Source organism: Bacillus sp. SA1-12, from assembly GCF_000981385.1.
Taxonomy (GTDB): Bacteria; Bacillota; Bacilli; order Bacillales; family Bacillaceae; genus Metabacillus.
On sequence record NZ_LATZ01000010.1, the window covers coordinates 24,297 to 39,086 of the forward strand.

A 14,790-nucleotide genomic window follows, 5' to 3' on the forward strand; every position below is an offset into this window, starting at 1 on the left:
CTAGAAAAAAAGTACAATGGAGGAAGAACACAATGAAAAAATGGTTGTTATTGGTTACTGTAATCATCACGGCGTTTGTGGCACCGTTCACTGAAGGATCTGCAGCGGCAGTAAACCATCAAAAACAAACGGATCAAGTTTCAGCTATACCTCTGGCAAAAGCTCACGCTCATAATGATTATGAACATACTCGTCCGTTACAGGATGCTTTAGATCATGGGTTTACAAGTGTTGAAGCAGACGTATGGCTTGTCGATGGAGAATTGCTTGTGGCACATGATAAAGAGGATGTGAGTCCTGACCGTACCTTAAAATCTCTTTATCTAGACCAGCTAAATGAAAGAGTGAAACGTAACCACGGATCTGTTTACACCGACTATGGCTATGAATTTACTCTTTGGATTGATATTAAATCAGAAGGAGAGTCCACTTACCGTATTATTCATAAGCAGCTTCAGGCTTATCAAGAAATGCTGACAAAGTTTACTCCTTCAGGTGTGAAACCAGGTGCAGTAACCGTTTATATTTCAGGAAATCGCCCTCGCGATCTAATGGAAAACCAGACTGTTCGATATACAGCTTATGACGGGAGAATGAGCGACCTTGGGACAGATGCCTCAAATGAATTTATGCCGATTATAAGTGATAATTGGACGAAGCATTTCACATGGATTGGTGTCGGTGAGATGCCTGAATCAGAAAAAGAGAAGTTAAACGACATTGTTTCCACAGCACATGCTAACGGACAAAAAGTTCGATTCTGGGCAACACCTGATATTGCTTCTCCTCAGCGGGAATCAATCTGGCATGAACTTTTGAACGCAGGTGTAGATTTTATCAACACGGATGACTTGGCAGGCTTACAAACATTCCTTATGAAACATGATCCAAATCCATCTGAACCAGTTATTAATTGGGGTACAACCAAAGGAAGCACTAATGAAAATGAATAAACGATCTGTAATAGAGGCTGTCTCAGGAAGGGTCTGACCCCTTTGAGACAGCCTCCATTGTTCTACAAATGATTTCAGAGCATCCCATTCAGGACGTTGTGCTTACTCAATCAACCCATGTACAAAATGAACAAAACCTCCGAAAAAAATTAAACGAACAATAATTTGAAAACGGTTACAGATTCTTCTCGCTCCCTTACAATGAAACTACTAAATTGAAAATATTGAATATTTGTCATTATGTATGATTGAAAGTGAGGGGGAGACTATAAAATGTTAGCCATATTAGGATTTTTGATGATCGGTGTATTTATGTTTCTAATTATTACGAAGCGCATGTCTGCATTAGTAGCGTTAATTATTATCCCAATCTTGTTCGCCTTATTTGGAGGGTTTGGGAATGAAATAGGTGAAATGATGCTTGAAGGGGTCAAACAAGTTGCTCCTACGGGTATCATGTTAATGTTTGCGATTCTATATTTTGGAATTATGATTGATGCCGGTTTGTTTGATCCGCTTGTTTCAAAAATATTAAGGATTGTAAAAGGTGATCCATTAAAAATTGTATTAGGGACAGCTATTCTTTCTATGATGGTTGCACTGGATGGTGATGGGACAACAACCTATATGATTACCGTATCAGCCATGCTTCCGCTTTATAAACGCCTTGGCATGAATCCGCTTATTTTAACATGTATTGCCATGCTTTCCTTTGGCTTTATGAATATGACGCCATGGGGCGGTCCCACAGCTAGAGCTGTTAGTGCGTTGCAGCTTGATATAGCAGATGTATTTACCCCGCTAATCCCTGTTATGCTTGGCGGTGCTTTATGGACCTTATTTACTGCGTTTATCCTCGGAAAGAAGGAACGTAAAAGATTAGGAATTGTAAAGATTCATTATTCGAACAATGAAAATCTCGCCTTAAGTGAACAAAGTGCTGCATTAGAATATGAGGACCACAAGCGGCCAAAGCTGTTATGGGTTAATTTAATCTTAACGATTGCATTGCTTGTTTGCTTAGTATTATCTGTTTTACCGCTGCCAATTTTATTTATGATAGCGCTTGTTGTTGCCCTTATGATTAATTACCCAAGTTTAGATGATCAAAAAGAGAGAATAGCTAATCATGCCGGAAATGTTCTAGCTGTTGTCGGCTTAGTGTTTGCTTCAGGTATCTTTACAGGCATTTTATCTGGAACCGAAATGGTTGATGCTATGGCGAACAGTTTAGTTGCCGTTATTCCTGAAACATGGGGTTCGTATTTTGCCGTTATTACGGCTGTCACAAGTATCCCATTTACGTATTTTATGGCGAATGATCCTTATTATTTCGGCGTTCTGCCAATTTTAGCAAAAACGGCCGCAGCTTATGGTGTCGACCCGGTTGAAATAGCACGTGCATCGATATTAGGTCAGCCGGTTCATGCCATGAGCCCGCTAATGGCCTCTGCCTATTTACTTGTAGGGATGGCAGGAGTTGAATTTGGTGATCATCAGAAATTTATTTTTAAATGGGCGTTAGGTTCTTGCTTTGTTATGATTGCCGTTGCACTGCTTATTGGAGTTATTACTTTTTAAATAGCTGATCCAGGAAATTCAGTTGGAAAAATGATTTAAAATTCTTGTTCCTTTTAAAATAATGCTGTGTTATATTGTTCTGCCATTTGTTGAATGGAACGGATATGTGAGACTCCTGCGGGAGCACGGTAGAAGGAAGACCAAAACATATGCACAGCGTGGAGGGGCTTTCAGACCACCCGCTTAAGATGAGCTCCTGCAGCGGAATCAACGGCAAATTTTAAAATTGCCTATTCAAAACAACAATCAAGCCTAAAGTAAAGAGGTAACACTAAGAAGAGACGATCTCAAAGGGGACAGTGCCCTATATAGATCGTCTTCTTTTGTTATTAACTGAACTATCATTTTAAAAAAATACTTATCTTTTTAATGTTTCCTATGACTTCAGTCATAAATAATATGAAATGATACTTCGTATTGAGAGATTAATGATTCTTTCTTTCTATTTGAATTTTAGCCATAATTTGGTATACATAGAGTAGGTCAGTAAAAATTCCCGCTACTAGGAGGAGAAAAATGGAAAAAACACCGTTACAAATGAAATTGGTTCCTTATACGATTAATTCGATCATTGAACAAACGAACGAAACTCCAAAGGGTGTTAGTTTAATACAGGCCCCTGTTATTTGGGAAGAAAGCAACCAAGGCGAAGACATTGTCATAGCTGTTATTGATACTGGTGTTAACATTGATCATCCAGATCTTAAAGATCAGATTATTGGTGGACGAAATTTTACAACTGACTATAATGGTGACCCTGACTCATTTGAGGATAATAACGGCCATGGTACTCACGTATCTGGCACCATTGCTGCTAGTTTGAATAATAATGGCGTGGTTGGGGTTGCACCAAAAGCGAAACTCTTATGTTTAAAGGTATTGTCAGAGGAAGGCTCCGGTAATTATGATTGGATCATTGATGCCATAAACTATGCGGTTGATTGGCGTGGTCCGCAAAATCAACGAGTTCGAGTTATCTCAATGTCACTCGGCGGTCCAGAGGACGTTCCTGAATTGCACAAAGCGATTCAAAATGCTGTTAATAAAAATGTATCTGTTGTAGTTGCCGCTGGAAATGAAGGTGACGACAGAGAGGATACCTTTGAATATTCTTATCCGGGAAGCTATAACGAGGTTATTCAAGTAGGGGCAGTAAGCAATGATTTAAGGCTTGCGCCATTTACAAATATGAATACGGAAGTCGACCTTGTGGCTCCTGGTGTAGAGGTTGTTTCAACTTATTTAGATCATAAATATGCAGCGCTCTCTGGAACCTCAATGGCGACTCCCCATGTAGCAGGTGCTATCGCTTTACTTATTAACTTAACTGAAAAACAGTTTGATCGTTCTCTTATTGAATCCGAAATCTATGCCCAGCTTATAAGACGAACTTTACCATTGGGAAACAGAAAAAGCTCAGAAGGAAATGGGTTCCTCTTATTAAATTTAGTAGAAAAAATCTACGAAATTATCAATGTAGCCCGATTTCAAGTAACTGATAATCAAAAATAATCTTTTGGCTATAAAATCAATTGAATCATCGCCTTAGCTTAAATAAACGAGAGAGGTGAATGAGATGGGAGAAAGCAGAATCGGAGCTATGAATGAATCTACAGATGTAAAAGCGATGTTAATTAGGCTGGAGCAAAATAGAAAGCGAATTAAGAATGAGCAGGAATATTATGATCCAGAGCAGGATTTGAATATAGTCAATGACTATTATCGCGGCATTCAATTCGAAGCAGACCAAAAGGATCTGTATAACCAATTAAATCTCTTAGTAACAAATACACATGAAAATAAGCTTCCTTACAATTCCGAGACAAGAAACCTTCTATATTCATGGGTTGATCTTCAATTGGACGGAAAGTTGAAGAGTATTTATTCAGGTGAAAAACAGGATCCTGAGCAAGTGATCATAGAAGATTATGAGGCAGAACTGAAAAGGAATGAAGCTTTTCAAAAGTTAATCAAGATTCAAACAGAGAACGACAAAGCGCTTCAAGAAAAAATCGCCTTGATTGAAAGTGAGAATATGTACAATTGTGAGCATGTCGTTCCGCAGTCCTGGTTTGAAAAGGATAACCCTATGAGAGGTGATTTGCACCATTTATTCACCTGTGAAATTAAATGTAACTCAACAAGATCAAATTTGCCTTATTTTGACTTCATTGATTATTCCCCAGAAATGCAGCTGAGAGCGATTAAAACAAATTGCGGAAAATATGAGGAAAATAAATTTGAGCCTGAAAGCGGCAAAGGCGAGGCTGCCCGGGCCACTTTATATTTTTTATTAAGATATCCAGGAGAGATTAGCCAATATCGCAAAGAGGACGTAGAAATGCTGGTGAAATGGCATTTAGATGATCCAGTGTCAATCTATGAAAAACACCGAAATATGGCTATTTTCGAAATTCAAAAAAATAGAAATCCGTTAATTGATTTCCCACAGTATGCAGAAAAAATCGATTTTACCCTTGGTTTATCAAAATAATTACTTTAAATGTGAACGAACTCTTATTAGGGTAATAATTAAGAAGTTGTAACAGGTAGGTTCTGACCCTACCTGTTACAACTTCTTTTCCTTTTGGCTCTTTTGTTTTTAATAGATTATTTGACCGATTAAAACTGTTTAAGGTTGATTGGAACGATATGCGAGACTCCTGCGGGAGCAGCGGGACAGGTGAGACTTATACAGCGTTTAAGCCGAAGATGCTCACCGCCCGCCCCGCGGAAAGCGAACAACTGGATTGGAAATTAACTAGTCGCACTACTTGGTAAATACAACAAAGTTTGCGAAAACAGTCTTATTTTTTATCTTACTTAAAAACATGTAGTGATTTGCCAATCAATAATGGATAGGTGAATTATAATGAATTCATGAATATGATAGAACTAGAAACAGGAGGGTGATAAAACATGGATGTCATGACAGCGATAATGACAAGAAGAAGTATTGGTATCGTAAAACCAGATCCAGTTCCAACAGAACTAATTCATCAAATTCTTGAAGCAGGTACATATGCGCCTGCACATCATCGAACAGAGCCTTGGCGGTTCTTTGTCTTAACAGGAGAAGGAAGAAAAAAACTCGGTAAAACCCTTGCTTCAATTGTTGAAAAGTCATTGGATGACCTTAACAGTGAGGAAAGCCAAAAAAGGCTGTTAAAAGAAGAGCAAAAACCATTGAGAGCACCAGTTGTGATTGCCGTAGCAGTTGAGCCGACAATTAATCATAAAGTCTTAGTAAAAGAAGAATATGCTGCAGTAAATGCTTCGATTCAAAATATTCTGCTAGCTGCCCATGCACTCGGGTTAGGCGCTATCTGGAGAACCGGAAATGTATGTTATTCACAAGAAGTAAAAAAACAATTTGGCTTATCTGATCACGGAGAAATGCTTGGTTTCATTTATATTGGCTATCCGGATATGAAAGAGCTTAAAGGCAAAAGAAAACATTTTTCAGAAGTAACAAAGTGGATTGAGGATGATAAAGACTTTTCATAATGGTTGGAAACACGGTTCATTAGGACCGTGTTTTTTAAATATAAGATTTTATATGACTTACATCTTCAGGTGCTCTCTTGTGTCTCCAGCAACTTCCTGCCTAATTGGTTACATCAACCAGTACCAAAGGGTTGCATTTATTTAATATTTTTGTTTTAATAAGATGTTACTTTTTATACAAATAATCTCCTTTTGTAAAGAAGTAACAAGCAAGTAAACATCTCTGTACGTTATATCTTGCAAATATAAATATAGAAGGTGGAAAAATTTATGGAGAACAAAGAATATCGAGTTTTATTATATTATCATTATGTAACAATCGAAAATCCTGAAGAATATACTCAACAGCATTTAGAATTTTGTAAAAGCATTGGGTTAAAAGGAAGAATTTTAATTGCTAATGAAGGAATTAATGGTACTGTGTCTGGTACAGTTGAGCAAACGGATCAATATATGGCATATATGAAAGAGGATCCCCGCTTTAAAGATATGGTATATAAAATAGATGAGGCAGATGGTCATGCCTTTAAAAAAATGCATGTGCGTTTTCGACCAGAGCTTGTTACGCTCAGATTAGAAGAAGATGTGAACCCGCTTGAGTTAACTGGCAAATATTATAGTCCAAAGGAATTTTATGAAGCAATGCAGCAGGAAGATGCTGTTATTATTGATGCCAGAAATGATTATGAATATGAATTAGGGCATTTCCGCAATGCGATTAAGCCTGATATTAAAACATTCAAAGAACTGCCAGACTGGATTCGTGAGAATCGTGAACAATTTGAAGGAAAAAAGATTTTAACATATTGTACAGGCGGCGTACGATGTGAAAAATTCTCCGGCTGGTTACGTAAAGAAGGCTTTGAAGATGTTGCCCAGCTCCATGGCGGAATCGTAACCTATGGGAAAGACCCGGAAATAAAGGGTGAGCTTTGGGATGGACAGTGCTATGTATTCGACGAAAGAATAAGTGTACCCGTCAATCAAGTAAATCCTGTCGTTGTTGGAAAGGACTATTTTACAAACGAGCCTTGTGAACGTTATGTAAATTGTGCTAATCCTGAATGTAATAAACAAATACTCTGCTCAGAAGAAAATGAGGATAAATATATGCGTTCTTGCAGCCATGAATGCCGCGTTCACCCAAGAAACAGATATGTAGCAGAACATGGTTTAACTGAAGAACAAGTGAAGGAAAGACTTTCCGTACTGGCTTAATTGATTAGCCTTTCTTTACACTAAGGTAAAAAAGAGTCCACAATAGGGCTCTTTTTTCTTATGCTTTTCTTTCTGTAGATAATCATTTAATTTGAGGATGCTCATTCTTTCAGATTTCAGTTGGAAAGCCCCGTGTTGATTCCTCTCCTAACGTTATGATTATATCCGTTACATGTCTTTATAAGCTAAGATTCTATTACATTCCTCGTCTTTGTTCTTTCTATGATGACCGATCTTTGATTTAAAAATAAATATCGCTTTATTTTTGTAACATAGTCCACAAAAATGTAAGCGCTATTAATAAAAAGTAAATGTTTAAAGGAGTTGAGGAATTGGAGTGGAAAAAGGTGTTTCTTGTTCTTTCCGCAGTCATTTTATGTTTTGGATTAGGGGAGTTTTCATTCATTATTCAAGAAGGTCAGGCTGCAGAGGAGAATCATAAAGTCTTAGCCTTTCCGGGAGCAGAAGGAGGGGGAATGTATACAAGCGGAGGACGCGGCTTAGATGTCTATGAGGTAACAACCTTAGAGGATTATGATGGTTTAGAAACACCAATAAAAGGATCATTAAGAGACGCAGTCAGTCAAGGAAATCGAACGATTGTTTTCAGAGTATCGGGAACAATTCATCTTAAGCAGCAATTAAGAATTGAACAAAAGAATCTTACAATAGCCGGGCAAACGGCACCAGGTGATGGAATTACTGTAGCTGGCTTTGGCACTGATATTTCTGGATCTGAAAATATTATGATTCGTTACATGAGATTTAGACCAGGCAGTGCCAATCTTGAAACAGAGCCTGATGCTTTTGGCGGACGTGATGTCAAAAATGCCATGATTGATCACATCTCTACAAGCTGGTCTGTAGATGAGACGCTCTCTTTTTATCGAAATGATAATACAACCCTGCAATGGAGCATTATTAGCGAGAGCCTGTATATTTCAGGACATGCAAAAGGAAGACATGGTTATGGCGGAATTTGGGGCGGTGAGAATGCAACCTTTGCTAATAATTTAATCGCCAGCCATACTAGCCGCCTTCCTGCACTAGGCAATACAGGGAATAAACTTCACCCTGTATCAAGCACCGATATGGTAAACAATGTGATCTATAATTGGGGCTTTAATTCAACATATGGCGGAAATGATCAAGAGAATAATATCATCAATAATTACTACAAGCCTGGTCCATCGACACATGACATGGTGATGAAGCGTGTTGTCAGTCCTGGTCAAACCGGCAAATCCAGTTGGTTTTATATAAAGGGTAATTATATGGATGGCAATAAAGCTGTGACTGAAGATAATACATTAGGAATTGAAGACATAAAAACTGGTACAATCTTTGCTGACACACCGTATAAAGTGCTAGGCCATGACTCACTAAACATAAAAACTGCAGAAAAAGCCTATGAAGAAGTGTTAAAAAAATCAGGTGCAACCTATCCGCGCAGAGATGCTGTTGATGCTCGGATTGTAGGTGATGTCAGAAATGGAACCGGCAGATTTATTAATAATGAATGGGAAACAGGGGGATATCCAGAATTAACATCTGCTAAGGCGCCAATTGATACAGATCATGATGGAATCCCAGATAAGTGGGAGGACGCAAACGGATTAAACCCTCATGATAAGGGGGATGGAAAAGAGATTTCAGCATCAGGGTATTCAAATTTGGAATTATATCTGCATTCCCTTGTAAATATGGATTATAAACCTGTTAATCCAGAGGCAGAGCTGCTTTCACCTAAATTAAACGAAGTGTATAAAGCAGGTTCAACGATTAAACTAAACGTAAAGCTAGAGGATAAACAGAGTATTTCCAAGGTAGAGTATTACCAGAATGATGTGAAAATTGGCGAGTCTGCAAAGGGGAATTTCGATTTTAATTGGGAGAATGCGCCTGATGGCACTTGGTATATTTCCGCTAAAGCAATCGATATACATGGAAATGCCACTCAAACGACTTCTATGCCGATCCATGTTAACACATTTAAACAGACTGGTGGTTGGAAAGCTAAAGATATTGGAAATGTCCCAATAAAAGGAAACACCACGAAAACAGCAAATGGACTGACGGTCAAGGGCTCAGGACGTATTGATCAAAAGGCTGATGCTTTCCACTTTGCTTTTAAAGAAGTGAAGGGAGATGCAGAACTAATTGCAAAAATTGATTCCCTAACCAGAGTTGACAATAATGCCATTTCTGGATTAATGATACGTGACAGTCTTGAAAGAAATGCCGCAACAGCGATTATTAGTTCATCTGTTGTAAAAGCGGATCAACAAGACACGCCTTATTCTGTCCATTTTTCAACACGTACAAAAGAGGGAGAGGCTATTTTAGCTCCTGGTGAATATGATCGGCCAGAGGAAATCGGTGTCCCTTCCATCAAGGGAACAACACTTCCTTTCTGGTTGAAAATCACGAGGAAAGGGGATGTCCTAACAGGGTATGCCTCTGAAGACGGAGAAAATTGGACTGAGGTTGGCCGCAAAGAAATTAAGATGGGCGAAAAGATATATATCGGATTTGCTGTAGATGCAGCCAAAAATACGAGCGATTTTAATCATTATAATACAGCAATGTTCTCTGCCATTTCCTTAATAGGAGATATACGTTAATAAACTAGTGTGAAGTGAGTATTCCATTATGATAAAGAGGAGCATTCGCAGGAGCGTTCGCTTCTCTTTTTAGTAGAAATTTCTTCACCCATCTTAAAAAGATAATATTGTCTGGGAAATATGATGGGGCGTTTAACGTATATTGACAGGTAAAATACGAGAGTCATATAATATTTTAGATGTAAGCGTTTTAATAGTGGTGGGAAGGGTTGATTAGCAATGAAACATAAACCAAAGTATTTTTATCGTATTTTTTTACCTTTTGTTTTAGTAGGAACTCTTGCCATGATCTTATTTAATGGTTTTGCGTATTTTTTTACAAAGGATTCATTTGAAGAGAAAATCATATTAGAAAAGCAGGAAAATGTCGTTCAGACTATGAATACATTTGAACAGAAATTACAAACACTAGATTATGCTCTAAATTCCTATGTTCATGATTCCGGATTCAAGAGATATATTAACGAGACGTTAACGGTCAAGAATTTTGACACGTATCAATCAATAGATAAACAATTAAACTATATCTCTTCCTTCGGACCGAGTCAAACTACAATTGATTTAGTAAGTTTAAAAGGGAATTGGGTCATAAATCAAAACGGATTAAAGGAACTTACTAAGTCAGAGAAGGATTACATAACATCACATTACTTGTCACTCCAGCATCCCTCCACATGGTTAAAGGAAGAGAAGGTAAAAAATGAGATTAAGCTTGTAAAACAAACCCCCTATTATCAGTCAAGTAAGAATGGTGTTCTCATTGTTCATATCCCATTAAAGGCATTAACAAGTCTTCTTTATAAACAAGCTGAATCAAGTCCAATTTATATTTATAGCCAAGATGGAACACTCATCTATCAGAGTGATTCAGATGAACAGGCGATCAATCAAAAAATCATCAATGACCTAACACATGATCATCAAGGACAGACAAGTGTCATTCCAGTTGACATACAAGGAGTGGGGCAGTATAAAGTAGCCTATGCAAAATCAGGGTATAATGGATGGATTTACTTAACGAAAATAAGTGATTCGGAGTTTTCCGAAGCGATGAAACCAACGATTATCGGCACTGTGTTAATGAGTGTTTTTATGTTAATCGTTACCGTCATTATTGCCTATGTCAGTTCTGACTATTTTTCTAAACCGATTCGTGAGCTGCAGAAATTCATTCCGAAAATGCAAAGGAATGAATATAGAGATGAATTTGAACTTATTGGCAAATCGATTCGTGAAGTTATGAATAAAAACCAATCACTTGAACATATTATCACAAGTCAATATGAACAATTAAAGACGTTGTTTATGTTAAATCTATTTCATGGGCGTATGAATGAGCAAGAAATCAGCGAGCAATTGCAGGCTTTTAAGTATTCACAAAACTGGCAGTACCTCTATGTGCTGGCCATCCAATTTGATCATTTAGACAACAAAAACTATACGAGGAAAGATAAAGACGTACTATTGTTTTCGATCAACCAGCTTGTATCAGAAATTATTGGCGAAGAAGAGCATCTAACTCCTACAGTAATTGATTCGCAGACCCAGGCAACAATTTTTATTTGCCAAAATTCAAAAACAGATCAGCATGTTTTAGTGATTAATCAGTATGCTGAAAAGATACAGAAAGCGGTTAAGGAAATCTTTAATTTAACGATAAGCATAGGGATAAGCAGTCCTTTTAAAAGGCTGGCAGATAGTAAATTAGCGCTGGGACAAGGGATTGAAGCGTTAAAATACCGCTTAAAGGTAGGAAAAGAATCCATTATTTTCTATGAAAGTGTTTCTTCCATTTTTAAAAATAATCACATCAAAACCTATTTTCCCAAAATCTTGGAAAATCAATTGTTTGATGCGATTAAATTAGGTGAAAATGATAAAGCAAAGGAAACTTTGCATCTATTGCTGGCAGACTTGTTTAAAAATAATACAAATCCTCATGAATTGGAAGTTAATATCATGCGGTTTTTAAATGATTTAATTAGCTTCATGCATATTGTGGGGATGGATACATTGATGATAGAAGATCATAAAACACTATATAACGCGATCTCTGAAATGAAAACATCTGAAGAAATTGAAATGTTTGTCAAACACAAAATCGTTTATCCGATGATCAATGCGATTACGGAGCGTACCGATTCTCAATATAAGACCATTTCCGATAAAATTGTTTATATTATTCAAAATGAATTTGATACAGAGCTATCATTAGAAAGTATCGCAGCCCGGCTTCATTATAATAAAAATTATTTAAGCAGCATTTTTAAAAAGGAATTCAAGCAATCTTTTAGCGAATACCTTGCCCTTTATCGATACGATATGGCAAAGAAATGGTTGAAGGAAACAAATATGTCAGTTAAAGAGATATCGGAAAAGCTGCAATATAAAAATTCGCAAAATTTTATCCGTTCCTTTCGTAAATTTGAAGGAACGACACCAGGGAAATACCGGGATTTACATCGAGGTGAGACACTATCCTTTTAAAAAGTTGAGCAGGAAAATCTCCTGCTCAACTTTTTTGTCGTTTAGTAAATTAAAATTCTTTTAATGCAAGTTGCAGTCAGGCGATTAACGCCGTGTTTTTGACTGCCAGGGCTCACTACCCCTTCCAGGTCTTGAGGATTTGGAATTGAAGGCAAAGAGCGGCTTCTATTCCAAATCGTTTTATTTGCTCAAAGTTATTTAAAGCGCTTGCACTTTTGTTCTTAAGCCTTCACAGAACCTACAAAGGCTCCCTTTACAAAATACTTCTGCAGGAATGGATAGACGATTAACATAGGTATGGTTGCAACTGCGATAACAGCCATTTTGATTGTTTGGGCAGGAGGAACAATATCTACAGCAGAATTGTCGGCCTGCATGCCGCTGGATACGATAACAATCTGGCGAAGCAATACTTGAATTGGCCATTTGCCGGAATCGTTTAAGTATAAAATTGCATTCGTATATTCATTCCAATAGGCAACAGCATAAAATAATGAGATCGTTGCAATCGATGGAAGTGATAATGGCAGAATAATCTTAAAGAAAATCATAATATCGTTATAACCATCCACCTTTGCGGATTCCTCGAGACTATCGGGGATCGCTTGAAAAAAGTTTCTCATAATGATTAAGTTAAAGGCACTAATTGCGACAGGAAGAATTAACGCCCAGTAGGAATCAATAAGCCCCAGATTTCTTACTACAAGGTATGTGGGAATCATTCCCCCGCTAAACAGCATGGTGAAGACGACAATAAAATTGATGGCCTTTCTTCCATATAAATATCTTCTGGACAAGCCGTAAGCCATAAAAGCGGTTAAAACCATACTGACGAAGGTCCCAACCCCTGTGACTCCTATTGATACGGCGAAGCTCTTAAAAATCGTCGGTGTCGAAAAAATATAGTGATAAGCATCTAATGTAAAAGTTGTTGGGAAAAGGATGAACGTTTTCTCAACAACCTCCTGCGATGTTGCAAATGAACTTGCAATAACGTTAACAAATGGGAGAAAGCAAGCTAACCCGATTAATAGCAGGATCGTATAGTTAAAAAAGTTAAAGATACGATTGCCTATTGAATTTTCATACTTCAAATTGATCCCTCCATAGCTATTTTTTTCTTCTATTTCTAGCATTACTATAGCAATGGAAAAATAAGTACGTCTATAATCATTTCTTCATGAGTTTTATATAGGCAATGATTATGAAACTGAAAAAAAATATAGAAGAAACCTAGAAAATTCCTTCAAGTAATCATGAGAGATGAAAAGTAATCATTAAAACAGATCGCGCTTAGTAAGCGTTTACCACAGCTTTAAAAATCCTGTTTCTTACAGAATGATTGTAGACGGAATGCCAAACAATCCTTTACTTTTGATCTATACGAAACATTCGTAACTGACAAAATAAAAGGAGGGTTTAAGTGTGAGAGAGACAATGATTCCTATAAAAGATCAACACGGCCATCAACCTGTACTTGATAGGAAAGCAATTAAACTGGAAACAAGAAAAAAGAACATCGCAAGTATTGGCCGAAACAAATACTTATATTTTATGATATTGCCGGGCCTCTTGTACTTTATCATTTTTAAATATGTGCCAATGGGAGGACTGATCATTGCCTTTCAGGATTATCAGCCGTTTTTAGGGGTCCTCGGCAGTCCATGGGCAGGAATGAAACATTTTATTCGGCTATTTACAGAGCCAACGTTTTTTATGTTACTAACAAATACGTTGTTTTTGTTTGCTTTAAATTTATTTATTTTTTTCCCGATTCCGATCATCTTAGCGTTAATGTTAAATGAAGTAAGAGGGAAAATTTTTAAAAGCACAATCCAAACCGTTATCTATATTCCCCATTTTATGTCATGGGTTATTATTGTATCGATTTCTTACGTCTTCCTCACAGTTGATGGCGGAGTTGTAAATGAATTAATTGCAACTGCCGGTGGAGAAAAGATGGATTTCTTAACTGATGGTGCTTGGACTCAAGCAATTTACATTCTGCAGATTATCTGGAAGGAAATGGGCTGGTCAACCATCATTTACTTGGCAGCAGTGACAGCAGTAGATCCACAATTATATGAAGCAGCAAAAATGGACGGGGCAAATAGACTCCGTCAAATCTGGCATGTTACCTTGCCGGCTATTCGTCCAGTTATTATTATTCTATTAATCTTAAAAATTGGGCAAACATTGGATTTAGGGTTTGAACATGTTTACCTGCTGCTAAACTCACTTAACCGGGAGTCAATGGAAATATTCGATACCTATGTCTATACAGCGGGATTGAAAAATGGTCAATTAAGCTATAGTACAGCTGTTGGTTTATTTAAAGGAATTGTCGGATTAATCCTGGTGATTGGAGCAAATAAATTAGCGAAGAAATTTGGGGAAGACGGGCTTTACTAACACAATTA

General features: G+C 37.3%; 10 protein-coding genes. 9 read left to right on the top strand and 1 reads right to left on the bottom strand.

Annotated features, from left to right (window positions below):
• Window positions 1-32 precede the first annotated feature (32 nt).
• From WQ54_RS08825 to WQ54_RS08860, 8 genes are all read left to right on the top strand, one after another.
• A complete protein-coding gene (locus WQ54_RS08825; RefSeq protein WP_084821910.1) occupies window positions 33-953 on the top strand; it encodes a phosphatidylinositol-specific phospholipase C/glycerophosphodiester phosphodiesterase family protein in 921 nt (306 codons plus the stop codon).
• A gap of 273 nt (window positions 954-1,226) precedes the next feature.
• A complete protein-coding gene (locus tag WQ54_RS08830) occupies window positions 1,227-2,534 on the top strand; it encodes a CitMHS family transporter (RefSeq protein WP_046515132.1) in 1,308 nt (435 codons plus the stop codon).
• 516 nt (window positions 2,535-3,050) lie between these two features.
• Window positions 3,051-4,046, top strand: coding sequence for a S8 family peptidase (locus tag WQ54_RS08835; RefSeq protein WP_046515134.1), 996 nt, complete (start codon window positions 3,051-3,053; stop codon window positions 4,044-4,046).
• A 64-nt stretch (window positions 4,047-4,110) separates the two neighbouring features.
• A complete protein-coding gene (locus tag WQ54_RS08840; RefSeq protein WP_046515136.1) occupies window positions 4,111-5,028 on the top strand; it encodes an endonuclease I family protein in 918 nt (305 codons plus the stop codon).
• Between the two features lie 425 nt (window positions 5,029-5,453).
• Window positions 5,454-6,041 (top strand): nitroreductase, encoded by a 588-nt coding sequence (locus WQ54_RS08845; RefSeq protein WP_046515139.1) that lies wholly within the window; start codon window positions 5,454-5,456, stop codon window positions 6,039-6,041.
• Between the two features lie 270 nt (window positions 6,042-6,311).
• On the top strand, window positions 6,312-7,259 hold the full coding sequence (locus WQ54_RS08850) for a rhodanese-related sulfurtransferase (protein ID WP_046515143.1): 948 nt from the start codon (window positions 6,312-6,314) through the stop codon (window positions 7,257-7,259).
• Between the two features lie 332 nt (window positions 7,260-7,591).
• Window positions 7,592-9,883, top strand: coding sequence for an Ig-like domain-containing protein (locus tag WQ54_RS08855; protein WP_231597482.1), 2,292 nt, complete (start codon window positions 7,592-7,594; stop codon window positions 9,881-9,883).
• A 219-nt stretch (window positions 9,884-10,102) separates the two neighbouring features.
• Window positions 10,103-12,370: a helix-turn-helix domain-containing protein gene (locus WQ54_RS08860; RefSeq protein WP_046515147.1), complete on the top strand. Its 2,268-nt coding sequence runs from the start codon at window positions 10,103-10,105 to the stop codon at window positions 12,368-12,370.
• A gap of 221 nt (window positions 12,371-12,591) precedes the next feature.
• Here the strand turns inward: WQ54_RS08860 and WQ54_RS08865 are convergent, their stop codons facing one another.
• Complete coding sequence (locus WQ54_RS08865) at window positions 12,592-13,506, bottom strand: carbohydrate ABC transporter permease (RefSeq protein WP_046515150.1); 915 nt, start codon at window positions 13,504-13,506, stop codon at window positions 12,592-12,594.
• A 418-nt stretch (window positions 13,507-13,924) separates the two neighbouring features.
• Here WQ54_RS08865 and WQ54_RS08870 point away from each other — a divergent pair, with 418 nt between their 5' ends.
• On the top strand, window positions 13,925-14,782 hold the full coding sequence (locus WQ54_RS08870) for a sugar ABC transporter permease (RefSeq protein ID WP_269431557.1): 858 nt from the start codon (window positions 13,925-13,927) through the stop codon (window positions 14,780-14,782).
• Window positions 14,783-14,790: the final 8 nt, after the last annotated feature.